The 12,668-nt window shown below is 64.5% G+C and carries 12 protein-coding genes; 7 read left to right on the top strand and 5 right to left on the bottom strand.

The features are described from left to right. Window positions 1-31: 31 nt before the first annotated feature. From J6595_RS05735 to J6595_RS05725, 3 genes are read right to left on the bottom strand one after another with little or no spacing between them, the layout of a single operon-like run. Complete coding sequence (locus tag J6595_RS05735) at window positions 32-457, bottom strand: Fur family transcriptional regulator (protein ID WP_209593503.1); 426 nt, start codon at window positions 455-457, stop codon at window positions 32-34. Continuing rightward, window positions 454-1,284: a metal ABC transporter permease gene (locus tag J6595_RS05730; RefSeq protein ID WP_209593502.1), complete on the bottom strand. Its 831-nt coding sequence runs from the start codon at window positions 1,282-1,284 to the stop codon at window positions 454-456. The genes J6595_RS05735 and J6595_RS05730 overlap by 4 nt, the downstream gene beginning before the upstream one ends. Next, window positions 1,277-2,179, bottom strand: a complete 903-nt coding sequence (locus tag J6595_RS05725; RefSeq protein ID WP_280890398.1) for a metal ABC transporter ATP-binding protein — start codon at window positions 2,177-2,179, stop codon at window positions 1,277-1,279. The genes J6595_RS05730 and J6595_RS05725 overlap by 8 nt, the downstream gene beginning before the upstream one ends. An 87-nt stretch (window positions 2,180-2,266) precedes the next feature. Here J6595_RS05725 and J6595_RS05720 point away from each other — a divergent pair, with 87 nt between their 5' ends. The 7 genes from J6595_RS05720 to J6595_RS05690 all read left to right on the top strand — a co-directional run bounded on the left by J6595_RS05720 (window position 2,267) and on the right by J6595_RS05690 (window position 10,156). Further along, on the top strand, window positions 2,267-3,376 hold the full coding sequence (locus J6595_RS05720; RefSeq protein ID WP_209593501.1) for a zinc ABC transporter substrate-binding protein: 1,110 nt from the start codon (window positions 2,267-2,269) through the stop codon (window positions 3,374-3,376). A 257-nt stretch (window positions 3,377-3,633) separates the two neighbouring features. Next, window positions 3,634-4,998 (top strand): substrate-binding protein, encoded by a 1,365-nt coding sequence (locus J6595_RS05715; protein ID WP_209593500.1) that lies wholly within the window; start codon window positions 3,634-3,636, stop codon window positions 4,996-4,998. A 239-nt stretch (window positions 4,999-5,237) separates the two neighbouring features. After that, window positions 5,238-6,251, top strand: coding sequence for a branched-chain amino acid ABC transporter permease (locus J6595_RS05710; RefSeq protein WP_209593499.1), 1,014 nt, complete (start codon window positions 5,238-5,240; stop codon window positions 6,249-6,251). 93 nt (window positions 6,252-6,344) lie between these two features. Then, the gene (locus tag J6595_RS05705; RefSeq protein WP_425342129.1) at window positions 6,345-7,475 is read left to right on the top strand and encodes a branched-chain amino acid ABC transporter permease; all 1,131 of its coding nucleotides are present in this window, start codon (window positions 6,345-6,347) and stop codon (window positions 7,473-7,475) included. Between the two features lie 10 nt (window positions 7,476-7,485). Then, window positions 7,486-8,247 carry an ABC transporter ATP-binding protein gene (locus tag J6595_RS05700; protein ID WP_209593498.1) on the top strand — a complete coding sequence of 254 codons (762 nt, stop codon included), beginning with the start codon at window positions 7,486-7,488 and terminating at the stop codon, window positions 8,245-8,247. After that, window positions 8,244-9,023, top strand: coding sequence for an ABC transporter ATP-binding protein (locus tag J6595_RS05695; RefSeq protein ID WP_209593497.1), 780 nt, complete (start codon window positions 8,244-8,246; stop codon window positions 9,021-9,023). The genes J6595_RS05700 and J6595_RS05695 overlap by 4 nt, the downstream gene beginning before the upstream one ends. Window positions 9,024-9,190: 167 nt before the next feature. After that, window positions 9,191-10,156: a sugar-binding transcriptional regulator gene (locus J6595_RS05690; RefSeq protein WP_209593496.1), complete on the top strand. Its 966-nt coding sequence runs from the start codon at window positions 9,191-9,193 to the stop codon at window positions 10,154-10,156. Between the two features lie 51 nt (window positions 10,157-10,207). On the opposite strand, the gene mtnA is transcribed toward J6595_RS05690, so the two are convergent. Beyond that, entirely contained in the window at window positions 10,208-11,308 is a 1,101-nt protein-coding gene (gene mtnA, locus J6595_RS05685) for an S-methyl-5-thioribose-1-phosphate isomerase (RefSeq protein WP_209593495.1), read from the bottom strand. Then, window positions 11,305-12,606, bottom strand: a complete 1,302-nt coding sequence (gene mtnK, locus J6595_RS05680; RefSeq protein WP_245197651.1) for an S-methyl-5-thioribose kinase — start codon at window positions 12,604-12,606, stop codon at window positions 11,305-11,307. The genes mtnA and mtnK overlap by 4 nt, the downstream gene beginning before the upstream one ends. Window positions 12,607-12,668 lie beyond the last annotated feature (62 nt).

Below are 12,668 nucleotides of genomic sequence, written 5' to 3'. Positions count from 1 at the left end.
CGCAGATTCCGGACAATTCTGCGCAAAACCTTCAGACGCCCGGGCCGGCGGGGCCCTGCGCCTTGCGGCAGGCGGCGCAAAGGCCGGAAATTTCGAAGGTCGTGGTCTTGGTCACGAAGTCTTCGGCGGCCGCCCAGGCGGCAAAGCGGTCCTCGATCTTCGAATCGGAGAACTCCCACACCCGGCCACAGCTTTCGCAGATCGCAAATGCCACCATCGCCTCGTCGGCGTGTTCGTGCGGATGCGCGCAGGCGACGAAGGCCTTCAGACTGTCGAGCCGGTGAACGAGACCGGTCTGAAGCAGAGCGTCGAGGGCCCGATAGACCTGCAGCGGCGCGCGAAACCCGTCGTCGCGCAGCCGGTCGAGAATGGCATAGGCGCTGAGCGGTTCCTCCGAGGCCGTCAGGGTCTGGAGCACCAGGGCCTGATTGCGCGTCAAGGCGCGCTTGGGGCTCACGACGTCTCTCCTTTTGCAGGGGAAACAGCCACACGGCGGGACAGGTCGGGCAACGGAAGGAGCGCCAGCAGGAAAAACCCCAGCGCGACCACGACGATCGAGGGGCCGGACGGCGTATCGGTGCCAAGCGACAGATAAAGCCCGCCCGTCGAGGCAAGCGCCCCGAAAAGCCCCGCCAGAAGCGCCATCACCTCGGGCGAGGTGGCAAAGCGCCGGGCCGTCGCTGCCGGAATGATCAAAAGCGCGGTGATCAGGAGAATGCCGACGATCTTCATGGCGATGGCGATGACGAAGGCCAGCACCAGCATGAAGGCGATGCGCGCCCGTTCCGGCGACTGACCCTCGGCCGCCGCGATTTCGGCATTGACGGTGCCGGCAAGAAGCGGGCGCCAGAGAAAGACGAGGACCCCGCCGACCGCCACGGCTCCGATCCAGATCGTCGCAAGGTCGGCCCTGGTGACGGCGAGAATGTCTCCGAAGAGATAACCCAGAAGATCGACCCGCACCCAGGGCATGAAGGCCAGGGCGACGAGGCCGATGGCGAGTGTCGAATGAGACAGGATGCCGAGCAGGGAATCGGTCGAAAGCCCCCCTCGCCTCTGCAGGAGGACGAGGACCATCGAAACCAGCGCCGAGATCAGAAAGACCGAGACGAGCAGCGACCATTGCAGCGCCAGCGACATCGCGATGCCGAGCAGGGCCGAATGGGCCATGGTGTCGCCGAAATAGGCCATCCGCCGCCATACGACGAAACAGCCGAGCGGCCCCGCAACGATCGCGATGCCGATCCCGGCGAGGAGGGCGCGGATGAAGAAGTCGTCAAGCATGGTCGTGCGCCGCCTTATTCCCTGGGCTCGCCCCGGTCTCGCCGGCATGCGCATGGGGCTCGCCATGATCGTGTCCGCAGCCGGCATGGTCGTGGCCGTCATCGTGGCCATGCCCGGAGTTTTCCGGATAGGCGATCCGCCCGTCCGGTAGATGCGTATGGTCGTGCTGGTGGCGGTAAACGGCGAGCGCCTCGGCCGCCCGCGCGCCGAACAGCTGGCGATAGGCCGGCGAGGCGGCGACCGAGTTCGGGCTGCCGGCGCAGCAGACATGGCCGTTGAGACAGACCACCCGGTCGGTCTTGGCCATCACCACGTGGAGATCGTGGGAGATCAGAAGGACGGCGCAGCCTTCGCTCTCGCGCAGCTCGGAGATCAGCTCGTAGAGCGCGATCTCGCCGGAAAAGTCGACGCCCTGCACCGGCTCGTCGAGAACGAGGAGGTTTGGCCGCCGCAGCATCGCCCGGGCTAAAAGCGCGCGCTGGAACTCACCGCCGGACAGATCGTGCACCTGCGCCTTGCGAAGATGCGCCATCCCGACCCGCTCCAGCGCCGAAGCGATATCGACGCCCGACGCTTTTGTCGTCAGCGTCATCATCCGCGAGACCGTCATCGGCAGCGAGCGGTCGACGGAAAGCTTCTGCGGCACATAGCCGACGACGAGATCGTCGGACCGCGCCACCGTGCCGGCATCGGGCCTGACGATACCGATCGCGGTCTTTGCCGTCGTCGTCTTGCCGGAGCCGTTGGGGCCGATCAGCGTGATGATCTCGCCGGGCCGGATCTCCAGGTCGATCCCCTGAACCAGCCAGCGACCCGAGCGGAAGACGCCGACACCGGTCATTTCCACCAGCGGTCCGGCCGCGATCGCCGCCACGCCTGTCATCGCATTCGTCATATCGGAAAAATCCCTGTCACCGCTTGCCATCGCATACGTTATAGCATAACGCAAGAGATGTTATGATATAACATTGGAGTTGGCCCCATGCCAGACACCTCGAATTCCAGCGCCTCCAGCCGCAAACACCGGTCCTCGCATCACGCTGTGGCAAGCGCCGGGAGCGGCGCCCGACGGCACGCCGCACCGGGCCGGCCGAAGAAGGCGGCCGCGCCGGCAGGCGCAGGTTTCGCGGCGGCACTTTCCCTCGTTGCCGCCCTTTTGGGAGGCATTGCGTCGGCGTCCTCGGCCGATGCGGCCGAGGCACCGAGGGTCGTCGCCTCGATCAAGCCCGTCGATTCTCTCGTCTCCGCCGTCATGGCCGGGGTCGGCGAGCCCTATCTCATCGTCAAGGGCGCCGCCTCGCCGCATACGGCGGCGCTGAAGCCTTCCGACGCAACCGCGCTTTCCAATGCGCAAGCGATCTTCTGGATCGGACCGGAGCTGGAGAACTTCCTCATCAAGCCCATCGGCTCCCTCGGCGCCAAGGACGCCGTCGTCGAATTGTGGGACGCGCCGGGCGTGGAAAAGCTCAAGGCCCGCTCCGGCGTGATGTTCGAGCCGGATGACGACGGCCCTGTGGACGACGACGCGGCGCATGACGATCACGCCCATGGCGACCATGCCCACGGCGACAACCCTTACAACGAGCATGTCTGGCTCGATCCGGAAAACGCCATCGCCATGACCAAGACGATCGCCGTGACGCTGGAGAGGGTCGACCCCGCCAACGCCGAGACCTATCGCAACAATGCCGCGGCCTACGAAAACAGGCTGAAAAAACTGGAGACCAAGGTTCGCGACGAACTGAAGGGGCTTCATAAGAAGCCCTATGTCGTCTTCCACGACGCGTACCAGTATTTCGAGCATCGTTTCGACGTCCCGGCCGCCGGCGCGATCACCGTCAGCCCCGAAAAGGCGCCGGGCGCAGCGCGCATCCGCGAGATCAAGAGCAAGCTGGAAAGCGTCGGCGCCTCCTGCGTCTTCACGGAGCCGGAGTTCGAGCCAAGCATCGTGCGCACGGTCACCGAAGGCACATCGGCGAAAATCGGCGTTCTCGACCCGCTGGGCGCGGATCTGAAGGACGGACCGGATCTCTATCCGACCCTGATCGAAAACATCGCCAAGGGTCTCGAAGAGTGTTTTGCCCAAAGCTGACGTCCGTTCGGCGGGCGCGCCGGCGGCTTCAGACGATCTCGTCAATAGATTGAAGAATTTTGCTGCACCGCGGAAAACATTCCGCGGTGCATTCATTGCAACGGGTGCGAAAGGGCACACGCTTGGCGTTAGTCCAAAGTATTATAGCTTGAACTTCTTCCCTCGTAGACGATAGGCATGAGTTCGCGGCGAGCTGGAATCGGGAGGAGTTCGGTTCGCAGCAGCCGTTGTTCGGTCTTCAACTCGGGAGGAGAAGAATGCCTATTGAAACGCCGGCCTGGAGCCGCCGCAGACTATTGCAGACCAGCGCCGCCCTCGGCGCCGGTCTTGCGATCCCGCACGTCTTCGTGCGCAACGCCTGGTCGCAGGACAAGGTCTTCTGCAACAACCCGACCGGTGGAACCGTCACCCTCGGCTTCAACGTCCCGCAATCGGGCCCCTATGCCGACGAGGGCGCCGACGAGTTGCGCGCCTTCCAGCTGGCCGTCCAGCATCTGAACGGCGAAGGCGATGGCGGTCTCGTCAATACGTTGAAGCCGTCCAATCTCAAGGGCAACGGCATTCTTGGCAAGAAGGTCGCCTACGTCACCGGCGACACCCAGACCAAGTCCGACGCGGCCCGCGCCTCGGCCAAGCGGATGATCGAATCCGACAAGGTCCTGATGATCTCGGGCGGCTCGTCCTCGGGCGTCGCCGTCGCGGTGCAGTCGCTGTGCCAGGACATGGGCGTGATGTTCATGGCCGGCCTGACCCACTCCAACGACACCACCGGCAAGGACAAGCGGCGCTACGGCTTCCGCCACTTCTTCAACGCCTATATGTCCGGACAGGCGCTCGGCCCCGTTCTCGCCGAGGAGTACGGCACGGATCGCACCGCCTATCACCTCACCGCCGACTATACCTGGGGCTGGACCCAGGAAGAATCGATCAAGAACGCCACCGAGGCTCTTGGCTGGAAGACGGCCCAGACCGTGCGCACGCCGCTCGGCGCCGGCGACTTCTCCCAGTATCTGACGCCTGTCTTGAATTCCGGCGCCGACGTTCTGATCCTCAACCACTACGGCGGCGACATGGTCAATTCGCTGCGCCAGGCCGTCACCCAGTTCGACATGAAGTCGAAGCAGGTCAACGGCAAGCAGTTCGAGATCGTCGTGCCGCTCTTCTCCGAACTGATGGCGCAGGGCGCGGGCGACGCGGTGAAGGGCATTCTCGGCACGGCGAACTGGGACTGGAAGCTCGACAACGAAGCCACCAAGGTTCTCGCCAAGTCGTTCGGCGAGGAATACGGCTCGCCGCCCTCCCAGGCGGCCCACACCTGCTACGTCCAGACGCTGCTCTACGCCAATGCGGTGGAGACGGCCGGAACCTTCTATCCGCCGGAAGTCATCAAGGCGCTGGAGGGCTTCGAGTTCGACGGCATGGGCAATGGTCCGACGCTCTACCGGGCCGACGATCACCAGTGCTTCAAGGACGTGCTCGTGGTTCGCGGCAAGGAAAACCCGACCAACCAGTTCGACCTGATGGAGATCGCCAAGGTCGTTCCGCGCGATCAGGTGACCTACGACGCCTCGATCTTCGGCGGGGAACTCGGACCGTCGGACGTGAAGGGATGCGCCGCCTGACCGGCAGCGACGGCAAAAAGCGGGCGGGTGGCGGGAAACGTCGCCCGTCCGCTTGATCGTGCAAAGGGTCTCGTTTCGCCGGCGGTGATCGGCGCGCCCCCTGCCCGACCATGCAGCATCGCTATCGCCGCCGGGTCGCGCCGACTGTCTCCTGACCGCGATCCGGCATGGGGGCCCTCGCGCAGACGCCGTTTCTCTCTTCTTCGCGCAAGTTACTGGAAGGCTCACTGGTAGGCTCGATGGACGCCATCATTCTTCAGATCCTGAACGGGCTCGACAAGGGCGGCGCCTATGCGCTGATCGCCCTCGGCCTCACACTGATCTTCGGCACGCTCGGTGTCGTCAATTTCGCCCATGGCGCGCTTTTCATGCTCGGCGCCTTCTGTTCGGTGACCTTCGCCAGGCTTCTGACGATTTCCGAGCGCGTGCGCGACGAGAGCGTCACCTTCTTCGAGGCCTATAAGGAGATCCCCTATCTAGAGGTCTGGTACGGGGATACGGGACGAGCCATCGTCGACTGGGCCGTGCCGCTGTCGATCCTCCTCGCCGTGCCCTTCATGCTGCTCGTCGGCTTCGCCATGGAGCGCGGGCTGATCCGCTTCTTCTACAAACGCAGTCACGCCGAGCAGATCCTGGTGACCTTCGGCCTCGCGATCGTCCTTCAGGAGATCGTCAAATACTTCTTCGGCGCCAATCCGATCCCGCTGACCGCGCCCCCTGCCCTTGCCGGCAGCGCCGATGTCGGCGCCCTGTTCGGCATGCCGAATGTCAGCTACCCGATGTGGCGCATCGTCTATTTCCTGTTTTCGCTCGCCGTCATCGCCGCCGTCTTCGCCTTCCTGCAGCTGACGACCTTCGGCATGGTGGTGCGCGCCGGCATGGCCGACCGCGAGACGGTCGGCCTCCTCGGCATCAATATCGGCCGCAAGTTCACCATCGTCTTCGGCATCGCGGCTGTGGTCGCCGGGCTCGCGGGTGTCATGTACACGCCGATCCTCGCGCCCAACTACCATTTGGGAATGGATTTCCTGGTCCTGTCCTTCGTCGTCGTCGTCGTCGGCGGAATGGGCTCTCTGGTCGGCGCGGTGGTCGCCGGCTTCCTGCTCGGCATCCTGCAATCCTTCGCCTCGATGACCGAGGTGAAGGATATTCTCCCCGGGATCGATCAGATCATCATCTATCTCGTCGCCGTCGTGGTTCTTCTGGTTCGCCCGCGCGGTCTGATGGGCCGCAAAGGCGTCATGGAGTCCTGACCGATGAGTGAAAGCGTTCTCACCTCCGAAAAGGGCATCGGCAGAAGCCCGGCCGAAAGACATCGGCCGAAAGGCGACGGCATGCGGGGCTTCATGAGCTCGAGCCGCAGCGACTATGTGATCCTCGCGATCTTCGCGCTCGCCGTCCTCACAATGCCGGTCTGGCTGGCGCCGATCGGCGCGGGCTATCCCGACATCCTGCAGAAATTCGCCATCTTCGGCATCTTCGCGCTGGGCTTCAACATCCTCTTCGGCTTCTCGGGCTATCTTTCGTTCGGGCACGCCGCCTTCCTCGGCACGGGCTCCTATGCCGCCGTGTGGATGTTCAAGCTCCTGTCGATGAACGCGCTGATCGCGGTCGTGTTTGCGATTGTCGTTGCCGGCATCTTCGCGCTGTTGATCGGCTATGTCAGCCTCAGGCGCTCGGGCATCTACTTCTCGATCCTGACGCTCGCCTTCGCGCAGATGTCCTACAATCTCGCCTATTCGGTACTGACGCCGATCACCAACGGCGAAACCGGACTGCAGACATCGCGTTCGGATCCGCGCATCCTCGACACGATGATGGGCGCCGATCCCCACATCCTGCGCACTCCCGACTTCTTCGGCATCGCACTGCAAGGCTGGCCGGGCTTCTACTTCTGCGCCATCCTCCTGATCCTCGCCTTCTTCGTCACGATGCGGATCAAGAATTCGACCTTCGGCCTGATGCTCTTTGCCATCAAGTCCAACCAGAACCGGATGAACTACACCGGCTTTTCGACGCGGCCCTATCTGCTTGCCGCCTTCGTGATCTCCGGCATGTATGCCGGGCTCGCCGGCGGCCTCCTCGCCGTCACCGACCCCCTGGCGGGCGCGGACCGCATGCAGTGGACGGCGTCGGGCGAAGTCGTGCTGATGACCATTCTCGGCGGTGTGGGAACGCTGCTCGGCCCCGTCATCGGCGCTGCGGTGATGAAATATCTCGAGCAGATCTTCTCGTCCTTCAACGAGGGCTTCCTCCATCGCAGCTTCGACTTCCTGCCGACGGGCCTTCAGGACTTCGTGGTGACGATCGTCTCGCCCTTCGTCGGCGAGGGCTGGCACCTCACCCTCGGCCTTCTCTTCATGATCGTCGTCATCTTCCTGCCCGGCGGGATCATGGAAGGCATCGCCCATCTCACGCGTCGGTTCCGCAAGGGCGAAACCGGCGGCAGTGGCCAAACGGCCCGGACGGGGCATTGAGGACGCCGCGATGACCAACGACATTCTTTCCATCAGCGGCGTCGGCAAGCGTTTCGGCGGGCTGCGCGCCCTCGACGACGTCAATCTCAATGTCCGGCAGGGCAGCGTCCACGCCATCATCGGGCCGAACGGGGCGGGCAAATCCACCCTCCTCAACTGCCTCGTCGGGCGCATCATCCCCGACGAGGGATCGGTGACCTTCGATGGCGGCTCGCTGCTCGGCCACTCGCCGCACCAGATCAACCAGGCTGGTATCGCGCGGGTCTTCCAGACGCCGGAGATCTTCGGCGAACTCTCGGTCATGGAAAACGTCATGATCCCGGCGTTTGCCCGCAAGGACGGCGCCTTCCGCATCAATGCCTGGGCAAGAGCCCGCGAGCGCAGGGCCGTGCGCGAGGAAGCCGAGCACATCCTCGATGATCTGAACCTGTGGGAGCAGCGCGACCAGATCGTCAATTCCATGTCGCGCGGCGACAAGCGACGGCTGGAGCTCGCCATGTGTCTCGTCCAGCATCCCAAGCTCCTCCTCCTCGACGAGCCGACGGCCGGCATGTCCAGAGCCGACACCAACAACACCGTCGATCTATTGAAGAAGATCGCCGAGCGCGGCATCACCAAGGTGATCATCGAACACGACATGCACGTCGTCTTTTCTCTCGCCGAGACGGTTTCCGTCATGGCCCAGGGCACCGTGATCGCCGAAGGCACGCCCGAACAGATCAAGGCGAGCGACAAGGTCCAGGAAGCCTATCTCGGCGGAGCCCACCTATGAGCGACACCCTCACCCGCCCCAACCAGCCTGCGGCCGGTTCGACGACGTCCGCCCGCGCCCCCGGCGCAGACAGGCCGTATTTCTCGGCCCGCGACATGCACGCCTATTACGGCGAGAGCTACATCGTCCAAGGGGTGTCCTTCGACATCCGCCACGGCGAGATCCTGGCGCTGCTCGGCCGCAACGGCGCCGGCAAGACCTCGACGCTGCGCACCATCGCGCGGATCGGCTCGCCGGAGATGAAGAGCGGCGAGATCTGGCTCGACGGCGATGCCCTGCACGACATGGAGTCCTATCAGGCCTCGCGTGCCGGCGTTCAGCTGGTGCCCGAGGACCGGCGGATCATCGCCGGACTGACGGTGGAGGAAAATCTCAAGCTGGCCCAGATCGAGCCGCCGATCGGCTGGGACCTCGACCGGATCTACGGCCACTTCCCTCGCCTCGCCGAGCGACGCAATCAGGAAGGCACCACCATGTCCGGCGGCGAGCAGCAGATGCTGGCCGTGGCGCGGGCGCTCGCCCGGGACGTGAAGCTGCTGCTTCTCGACGAGCCCTATGAGGGCCTTGCCCCGGTCATCGTCAAAGAGATCGAGAAGATCCTCGAAGAGATCAAAGACCTCGGCATCACCACCATCCTCGTCGAGCAGAACGCCATCGCGGCGCTTCACCTCGCCGATCGCGCCATCGTGCTCGAAATGGGCGAAGTGGTCTTCGACGGCTCGGCACAGGAGATCATCGACAACAAGGAACTCAGAATGCAGTATCTCGCAGTCTGACGACGGTCCGGCGCGCCTGCGAGACGCCGGGCGGGAGATATCGGCCAGCATGCCCCGCTCTTGACGCCATATCACGGCGATATTCTTCGTTCAGGCCACTTGCACCACGGCCATTCGATGGTGCAAGTACGTCTTTGACGTGAACGTAAGACATCTATCGAGCAAACATGCGCGCAATCGAGGATCCGGGCCGGCGGGTCCGGGGTCGGCCCGTCGAGGACAGCATTCTCGAGGCGGCGTGGCTCTATTATGTTGAGGAATGCAATCAGAGCGAGATCGCCGAGCAGCTTTCCGTCTCACGCGCGACAGTCGTCAACTATCTGCAGCAGGCCCGCGAGCAGGGCTATATTGAGCTGCGGGTCGATGCGGCCGTCTTCAATCGTCAGCAACTCTCCAACACGTTGCGCGAACGCTTTGGCCTGGCCGCCGCGCTGGTAGTTCCCGGGCGGGAGCCGTCCCTGCGATCCGTGGCGCTCGCCGCCGCGCGCTATTGCCCAGACCTCATCGAGCGCGGTGACATCCTCGGCATTTCCTGGGGCGAGACCATCTACGAGATGGCCGAGCGGATGCTGCCGCGGCCGATCGCCGACCTCACCGTCGTCCAGATGGTCGGATCGATGCCGAGCCCCTACATCTTCACCTCCGAGAGCTGCTCGACCAACGTTGCGCTCAAGCTCTCGGGCCGGGTCGTCAATCTTTATGCGCCGGCGGCGCTCTCGTCGCCGGAAGCCGCGGCGATCCTGCGCGAGGAACCGCTGATCAGGCAGCATTTCTCGCTCGTCGACGGGATCGACAAGGCGATCTTCGCGGTCGGCTCGATGGACGCGGAAAGCCACGTCGTGAGGAGCGGCATCGCGACGATCGAAGACATCGCCTGGTATGCGGAACGGGGCGCGGTCGGCGTCCTTTGCGGCCGCTTCATCGACGCGACGGGTCGCCATCTCGAAGGCCCGATCGACGGCCGGATGATCGGCGTGACGCCGGACAAGCTTTCAGGGCTGTCGGCCGGCGTTCTCGTCGCCTCGGGCAAGGACAGGGCGCCCGCGATGCGCGGGGCGATGTCGGCGGGCTATGTGACCCATCTCGTCACCGACGAACCGACGGCCGAGGCCATCCTGGGTCTCGACGGGTAATCGCCTCCCTGCCCTCGTCTCGCCTGCCCTCGTCTCGCAAGACCGCAAGCATCACGCCCGCCGCCTGGCCAGTTCGGGAAACAGTCCCGCAAGGCCGATCGCGCTGGCGTCGCAGACGCCGCGCTCGGTGATGAGGCCGGTGACGAGCCGGGCGGGCGTGACGTCGAAGGCGTAGTTCGCGACCGGCGTCGTCTCCGGCGAGATTCGCACCCGCTCGACCACGCCATGGTCGTTCATGCCGAGGACGTGAGAGACCTCCTCGCCGCCGCGCTGTTCGATGGGAATTTCGGCAACGCCGTCGCGGACGGTCCAGTCGACGGTCGAAGCGGGCAGCGCGGCGTAGAAGGGCACGCCGTTGTCTGCTGCCGCAAGCGCCTTGAGATAGGTGCCGATCTTGTTGCAAACGTCGCCTTCGGCGGTCGTTCGGTCCGTCCCGACGATGCACAGATCGACGAGGCCGTGCTGCATGAGATGACCGCCGGCATTGTCGACGACGAGCGTGTGGGGAACGCCGTGATTGCCGAGTTCGAAGGCCGTCAGCCCCGCGCCCTGGTTTCGCGGCCGGGTCTCGTCGACATAGACGTGAACGGCGATGCCCCTGTCGTGTGCGAGGTAGATCGGCGCCGTCGCCGTGCCCCAGTCGACGGTGGCAAGCCAGCCGGCGTTGCAATGGGTGAGGACGTTGACCGGCTCGCCGGGCTTCTTGGCCCGGGCGATCGTCTCGATCAGGGCGAGCCCGTTCTCGCCGATCTGGCGATTGGTCGCCACGTCCTCGTCGCAGATCTCGGCCGCGAGCCGCCATGCCGCCTCCGCCCTCGCCTGTCGGGGCAGTTTGCCGACGGCGTGGCGAACCCTGTCGAGCGCCCAGCGCAGATTGATTGCGGTCGGCCGCGTGGCATGGAGCGTTTCATAGGCGTTCGCAAGGGAAGCGTCCGAGGCGTCCCGGCGCAGCGCCAGCGCCATCCCGTAGGCGGCCGTCGCGCCGATCAACGGCGCGCCGCGCACCCACATATCCGCGATGGCGCGGGCGGCCTCGTCGAGACCCGGCAGGCTGACGATTTCGAGCGCATGCGGCAGCTTCGTCTGATCGATGACGCGAACGTCGTCGCCCTCCGTCCAGATCGAGCGGAAGTCGCGCTCACCGATCTTCATAGGGGCTTCCTTTCGGTTCGGATCGACCGGGCAAGGCAGCTCAGGCCGTAGATGTCGTTGAAGGTCGTCCGGTTGACCAGAAGTTCGCGGCCCATGAGGAGCGCCCGCGCCTCGCAGAGCGCCCGGCGTTCGGGATCGGCGATCGATTCCATGTCCTCGACATGGGCGAGGCCGACGAGACGCCGCACGATCTTGGCGCCGGCAAAGCCGATCACATCCTCGAACACCGCGCCGAGAAAACGATGCAGACCGACCGTTGCCCCCGCGGCGTCCCCGACATCCTCGAAAAGCCTGCGGGGATACAGAATGCCCGTGCGTTCCTCGCGCCAGAGACGGGCGAAGCTTTCGGCGAAGACGGACCAGATGTTCTCGGCGGTCTCGAGCAGCCACTCGCCATAGGCCAGCCGCTCGTCCCGGTCGCCGCCATGCTCTTCCTGCGAAAAATACGCGAGATAGAGATTGGCGATGAGGGCGCCGATATCGAAGCCCATCGGCCCGTAGAATGCGAATTCGGGATCGATGACGCGGGTGTCGTCGGGCGTCACCATGATCGACCCGGTATGCAGATCGCCGTGCAGAAGCGCTTCGCTCTTTGACGTGAAACGGTAGAGCATCTCCTGCGCGCCGACCTTCACCGCGCTGTCGGCCCGCAGCGCCAAAGCCGGGCGGTCGAGCTGCGGCCGTGTCCAGCGATTGAGCGGAGCATCGAAATAGGGCTCGGTGAAGACGAGGTTCTCGGAGATGGCGCAAAGCGAGACATTGTCGGCAAACAGCGCCATGTCGGCCTTCTTCTTCGACGTCTCCATGCAGAAGTCCGAGCTGCGGAACAGGGTTTGCGCGAGGAACACTCCCATATGCTCGGCAAGGTTGTGGAACTGCCGGCCGGCGATCAGCGCCTTGCGTAGGATCACGTGCGGCGTCAGATATTCCATGACGATCAGCGCGTTGACGGGATCGAAGTGGAAAAGATGCGGCAGGCGTCGGGGCTGGCATGCGGCCTGGCGAACCAGCGCGTTCCACTCAAAATAGGCTCGCTTCAAAGGGAGTGGCCAGGAATCGCCGACGAGGCGGACATAGGGCAGCGCCTGCTTGACCACGACGGCGCCGCGCGGCCCTTCGACGATGAAGACCAGGTTGAGATTGCCGTCGCCGACCTCTCGAGCCGTCATCGCCTCCGCATTCGAGGTACCGAGCCGGTCGGCGATCTCTGCAACCCCTGCGATATAACCCTTCACGCTTTCGACATCGAATGCGCGATACCGGCTGCCTCCCACGACGTCGATCTCGCTCGTCCTCATGTGTCTCAAGCCTCCCGTATTCGACCCTCAAACCCCGCGACATCAAACGCTTGCGGCGGCTT

Source organism: Jiella mangrovi (assembly GCF_017815135.1).
In the GTDB taxonomy this organism is placed as follows: domain Bacteria; phylum Pseudomonadota; class Alphaproteobacteria; order Rhizobiales; family Rhizobiaceae; genus Jiella; species Jiella mangrovi.
The sequence above is the reverse complement of the archived record's forward strand: the minus strand, read 5'-3'. Positions and strand labels throughout refer to the sequence as shown.